5 protein-coding genes are annotated in these 5,198 nt (G+C 70.3%); 3 read left to right on the top strand and 2 right to left on the bottom strand.

What is annotated here, in order from left to right; genetic code table 11:
- Positions 1 to 7 precede the first annotated feature (7 nt).
- Positions 8 to 898, bottom strand: coding sequence for a glucose-1-phosphate thymidylyltransferase RfbA (gene rfbA, locus Q0L54_RS10315; RefSeq protein WP_296667851.1), 891 nt, complete (start codon positions 896 to 898; stop codon positions 8 to 10).
- 148 nt (positions 899 to 1,046) lie between these two features.
- On the opposite strand from rfbA, the gene Q0L54_RS10310 reads away from it, so the two are divergent.
- On the top strand, positions 1,047 to 3,515 hold the full coding sequence (locus Q0L54_RS10310) for a glycogen/starch/alpha-glucan phosphorylase (protein WP_296667856.1): 2,469 nt from the start codon (positions 1,047 to 1,049) through the stop codon (positions 3,513 to 3,515).
- 28 nt (positions 3,516 to 3,543) lie between these two features.
- On the opposite strand, the gene Q0L54_RS10305 is transcribed toward Q0L54_RS10310, so the two are convergent.
- Positions 3,544 to 3,918: an RNA-binding S4 domain-containing protein gene (locus tag Q0L54_RS10305; protein WP_296667849.1), complete on the bottom strand. Its 375-nt coding sequence runs from the start codon at positions 3,916 to 3,918 to the stop codon at positions 3,544 to 3,546.
- Between the two features lie 74 nt (positions 3,919 to 3,992).
- On the opposite strand from Q0L54_RS10305, the gene Q0L54_RS10300 reads away from it, so the two are divergent.
- Both Q0L54_RS10300 and Q0L54_RS10295 read left to right on the top strand, forming a co-directional pair.
- The gene (locus Q0L54_RS10300; protein ID WP_296667847.1) at positions 3,993 to 4,628 is read left to right on the top strand and encodes a hypothetical protein; all 636 of its coding nucleotides are present in this window, start codon (positions 3,993 to 3,995) and stop codon (positions 4,626 to 4,628) included.
- A gap of 218 nt (positions 4,629 to 4,846) precedes the next feature.
- Positions 4,847 to 5,198: beta-eliminating lyase-related protein (locus Q0L54_RS10295; RefSeq protein WP_296667853.1), on the top strand; the 352-nt coding region annotated here is incomplete at its 3' end.

Here is a 5,198-nt window from a genome sequence, read left to right as displayed (position 1 = left end):
AGCAGCCTCACCGCGCGCTCCCGCCCGCGCCGCGCTCCCGCTCGAGCAGCGTCAGCAGGTACGAGCCGTAGCCCGAGGTGGTGATCCGCTCCGCTCGCTCGCGAAGCTCGTCGTCGGTGAGGAAGCCCCGGCGCCAGGCGATCTCCTCGGGCGCGCCGATCTTGAGGCCCTGCCGGCGCTCCACCGCCTGCACGAACTGGCTGGCCTCCAACAGGGAGTCGAACGTGCCGGTGTCGAGCCACGCGGTGCCGCGCGGCAGCACCTCGACGTGGAGGCGACCCCTCTCGAGGTAGTGACGGTTGACGTCGGTGATCTCGTACTCGCCCCGCGCGGACGGGCGGAGCCCGCGCGCGATCTCCACCACGTCATTGCCGTAGAAGTACAGGCCGGGCACCGCGAACTCCGACCGCGGGTGCGACGGCTTCTCCTCCAGCGAAAGCGCACGCCCGTCGGCATCGAACTCGACCACGCCGTACGCGGTCGGGTCCGCCACCCGGTAGGCGAAGATCGCGCCGCCCTCCACATGCTCGAAGCGCTGCAGGTGCAGGCCCAGGCCGGGCCCGTAGAACACGTTGTCGCCCAGCACCAGCGCCACGGGCTGGTCGCCGATGAACTCGGCGCCGATGACGAACGCCTGCGCGAGCCCGTTGGGCTCCGGCTGCTCCGCGTAGCTCAGCTCGATGCCGAACTGGGAGCCGTCCCCCAGCAGCCGGCGGAACTGCGGCAGATCGTGCGGCGTGGAGATCAGCAGGATCTCGCGGATCCCCGCGAGCAGCAGCGTCGACAGCGGGTAGTAGACCAACGGCTTGTCGTAGACGGGGACCAGCTGCTTCGACGTGCCGAGGGTGATGGGGTGGAGCCGGGTGCCCGAGCCGCCCGCCAGGATGATGCCGCGCATGTGCGCCAGTCTGCCGTGTCGGGGCGATGCGGCGCGAGAGGCGCGAGACGCCCGGGCGAGGGCCGCGGGCCGCCTGGCATTTGTAAAATCTGTGCGACGGGGACGCCACGGGGGGCCGAGAGCGCTTACATTGGCCCCTGTGAACGACATGACTCCGCCCGTCGCGGCGCCCCAGCACACCGTCGAGAGCTTCTCGCGCGCCTTCCTGCGCGAGCTGAACTACGGCCAGGGCGTGGATCTCGACCGCGCATCGTCCAACGACAAGTACCACGCGCTGGCCCGGACAGTGCGCGACTACCTGACCATCCGGTGGCTCGAGACGCTCCGCAACCAGTACCGCGACCAGGCCAAGACCGTCGCCTACCTCTCCGCCGAGTTCCTGCTCGGGCCGCAGCTCGAGAACGGCATGCTCGCCTCGGACCTCGATGAGATCGCGGAGGAGGCTCTTCGCCGGCTCGGCGTCGACCTCGACGAGCTGCGCGCGGTGGAGGTCGAGCCGGGCCTGGGCAACGGCGGCCTCGGGCGCCTCGCCGCGTGCTTCATCGACTCGCTCGCAACCCTCAACGTGCCCACGATCGGCTATGGGATCCGCTACGAGTACGGCATCTTCCGCCAGACGTTCGTCGACGGCCGTCAGGTCGAGAAGCCCGACCACTGGCTGCGGCTGGGCTCGCCGTGGGAGATCCCGCACCCCGAGAACGCCGTCGAGATCGCGTTCGGCGGCCACACCGAGCCCGCGACCAACGGGAACAAGGACGCGCGCACCTGGGTCCCGGCCTGGAACGTCAGCGCCGTGCCCTACAGCTACATGGTGCCGGGCTACCGCAACGGCCGGGTCAACACGCTGCGCCTGTGGAGCGCACGCGCCACCCACGAGTTCGACCTGCAGATCTTCAACTCCGGCGACTACGCGGAGGCGGTGCGCGCGCGCACGTTCGCGGAGAACATCTCCAAGGTGCTCTACCCCGAGGACTCGACGCCGCAGGGCAAGGAGCTGAGGCTCCAGCAGCAGTACTTCTTCGTCGCCGCGTCGCTGCGGGACTTCATCGAGAGCGTGCTGCCCGCGGACTTCGACCTCACGCGGCTGCCCGACCGCGTCACGTGGCAGCTCAACGACACGCACCCGGTGATCGCCGTTCCCGAGCTCATGCGACTGCTGGTCGACGAGCGCGGCTGGGACTGGGACGCCGCCTGGGCCGTCACCCAGAAGGTGTTCGCGTACACCTGCCACACGCTGCTTCCCGAGGCCCTCGAGGTGTGGCCGGTGGAGCTGCTGGGTCGCCTGCTGCCGCGCCACCTCGAGATCATCTACCGGATCAACGATGAGTTTCTCGACGAGGTGCGCGCGGCCTACCCGGGCGACGCCCTGCGCGAGCGCCGGATGTCGATCGTGGCCGAGCACCCGCAGCGCGCGGTGCGCATGGCTCACCTCGCGACCGTCGCCGGGTTCCGGGTCAACGGCGTCGCGGAGCTGCACTCGCAGCTGCTCGCCGACAAGCTCCTGGTCGACTTCGCGCAGCTGTGGCCGGGCAAGTTCACCAACGTCACCAATGGCGTGACCCCGCGCCGGTTCATCCGCCTGGCGAACCCGGGTCTCTCGGGGCTCATCACCGAGGCGATCGGCGACGGCTGGATCACGGACCTCGAGCGGCTGAAGGAGATCGAGCCGCTGGCCGACGACGCCGAGTTCCGTGCGCGCTTCCGCGACATCAAGGCCGCGAACAAGCGCCGCTTCGCGGACGTGCTGCTCGCTCGCGACGGCATCGACATCGCCGGCGACGCCATGGTCGACGCCATGGTCAAGCGCCTCCACGAGTACAAGCGGCAGAGCCTCAAGCTCCTGCACATCGTGTCGCTGTACGACGGGATCCGCACGGGCCGGCTCGAGCTCGACTCGGTCACGGCACGCACCTTCGTGTTCGGCGCGAAGGCCGCGCCCGGCTACACGATGGCGAAGGAGATCATCCACCTCATCAACGCCGTGGGTGCCACGATCAACGCCGATGCGTCACTCGAGGGGCGCCTGAAGGTCGCCTTCCCCGCGAACTACAACGTGACGCTCGCGGAGACGCTGGTGCCCGCCGCCGACCTCTCCGAGCAGATCTCGCTCGCCGGCAAGGAGGCGTCCGGCACCGGCAACATGAAGTTCGCGCTCAACGGCGCCCTCACCATCGGCACGGACGACGGCGCGAACGTCGAGATCCGCCAACTGGTGGGCGACGAGAACTTCTTCCTGTTCGGGCTCACCGAGCCGCAGGCCGCGGCGCTGGAGTCGGACGGCTACCACCCGTCCGCGTTCTACGAGTCGGACCCCGAGCTCAAGGCCGCGCTGGACCTCATCGCGTCCGGGGCGTTCTCCGGGGGAGACAAGGCGATGTTCGAGCCGATCGTCTCGAACCTGCTCTACGAGGACCGCTTCATGGCACTGGCGGACTTCCGCACGTACCTGGACGCCCAGCAGCGCGTCGACGCCGCGTACGCCGACCAGGACGCGTGGAGCCGGTCCGCCGTGCTCAACGTGGCACGCACCGGGTTCTTCAGCTCGGACCGCTCGATCCAGGACTACCTGGACCGCATCTGGGGCGCGCGGCCGGTGTCCCAGAACCGCATCGGCTGAGTCCGCCGGCGCGCGGGTGCCGGGCCCGTCACCGGGACCGGCGCCCGCGCAGCTTGTCGATCTCCCGACGCTGGCGCTTGGTAGGCCTGCCCGCTCCGCGCTCCCGCATGCCGAACGGCGACGCCAGCTCCTTGGGCGGCGGCGGGGGACTGTGGTCGATGTAGGCCGCGGCCGCCACCGGGGCGCCCACGCGCTTCGCGAGCAGCTGGGTCACCTCGACGATCCTGACTCGCTCGCTGCCCCGCACCTCGACACGGCTGCCCACGTGCACGTGCTGCGCGGGCTTGGCGCGTTCCCCGTCGATGCGCACGTGACCCGCTCGGCAGCCGGCGGTGGCCTGCGAGCGCGTCTTGTACAGGCGCACCGCCCACACCCACGCATCCACCCGCACCGACGTTGCCATCCGCCGAGCCTACGGCCGGCGCGCGCGCCTCGCCGCGCACGCCGCCCGCCTGCGGGCGCCGCTAAGTTGGGGGAATGCAGACAGTTCTCGAGGCGATCGGCTGGATCGGGTCGATCCTCATCGTGTGGTCCCTCACGCAGGCGCGGGTGCTGCGCTTCCGCTGGATGAACTTCGCGGGGTCCGTGGTGGCGACCGCCTACAACGGGATCATCGGCATCTGGCCGTTCTTCGCGATGAACTTCGCGATCGCCCTCATCAACGTGTACTGGCTGGTCCGGCTCTACCGCGAGCGTCACGACGACTCGAAGTACCAAGTCATTCCGCTCGATCCCGAGGATCCGTACCTGCTCCACGTGCTCGCGGTCCACGCCAAGGACATCGCCGCGCACCAGCCGGACTTCGCCGCGCGCGCCATGAACCGAGACGGCCGCCGTGCCACCTACCTGGTGACCTACGGGGACGAGGTGGTGGGCGCGGTCGCGATCCGCGACGAGGGAGCCGGAGTTGGCCTGGTCGAGCTCGACTGGGTCAAGCCACGTTTCCGCGACTTCACCCCGGGGGAGTTCGTGTTCCGACGCTCGAGCGTGCTCACCGACGCCGGCTTCACGCGTGTGGAGATCGAGACTCGCGAGGAGCTCGACCGCGAGTACCTGCGCAAGGTGGGCTTCCACACCGAGCGCACCCGCTGGGTGCTCGACCTCGCCGCCTGACCCGGGCGGCGCATCGTCCCCTCCCACCCTGCCCCTGACAGTGCGCACGGAATGGTGCGGGACGATGCGGCGTGTCGGGCCCGTGGGCCTCTCGCCGACGGCGTGTCGCTGCCAACTCCGTGCGCAGTGTCGAGTGGGAGATGGCGTGCCACACTGCTGACGTGAGCCGACCCATCCACTTCGCGTCCGACAACTACGCGTCCGTCCACCCCGAGGTGATGAACGCGATCGCCGCCGCGAACACCGGCCACGACGTGGCCTATGGCGCCGATGCCGCCACCGCCGCCTTCGACGCCGCCGTCGCGGCCACCTGGGGCGACCATGCCGTGGGCTTCCCGGTGTTCAACGGCACCGGGGCGAACGTGGTGTCGCTGATGGCGATGAGCCCGCGGTGGGGCGGCGTGGTCGCGTCCGAGCACGCGCACATCCACGTCGACGAGAACGGGGCGCCGGAACGCGTGGGCGGCCTCAAGATCCTCGCGCTGCCGACGGCCGATGGCCGGCTGCGGCCGGAGCAGTTGGCGCGGTACGCGGGCGACCTGGGCGACGAGCACCGCGCCCAGCCGCGCG

The sequence above is a fragment of the Demequina sp. genome (genome assembly GCF_024642165.1).
In the GTDB taxonomy this organism is placed as follows: Bacteria; Actinomycetota; Actinomycetes; order Actinomycetales; family Demequinaceae; genus Demequina.
The sequence above is the reverse complement of the archived record's forward strand: the minus strand, read 5'-3'. Positions and strand labels throughout refer to the sequence as shown.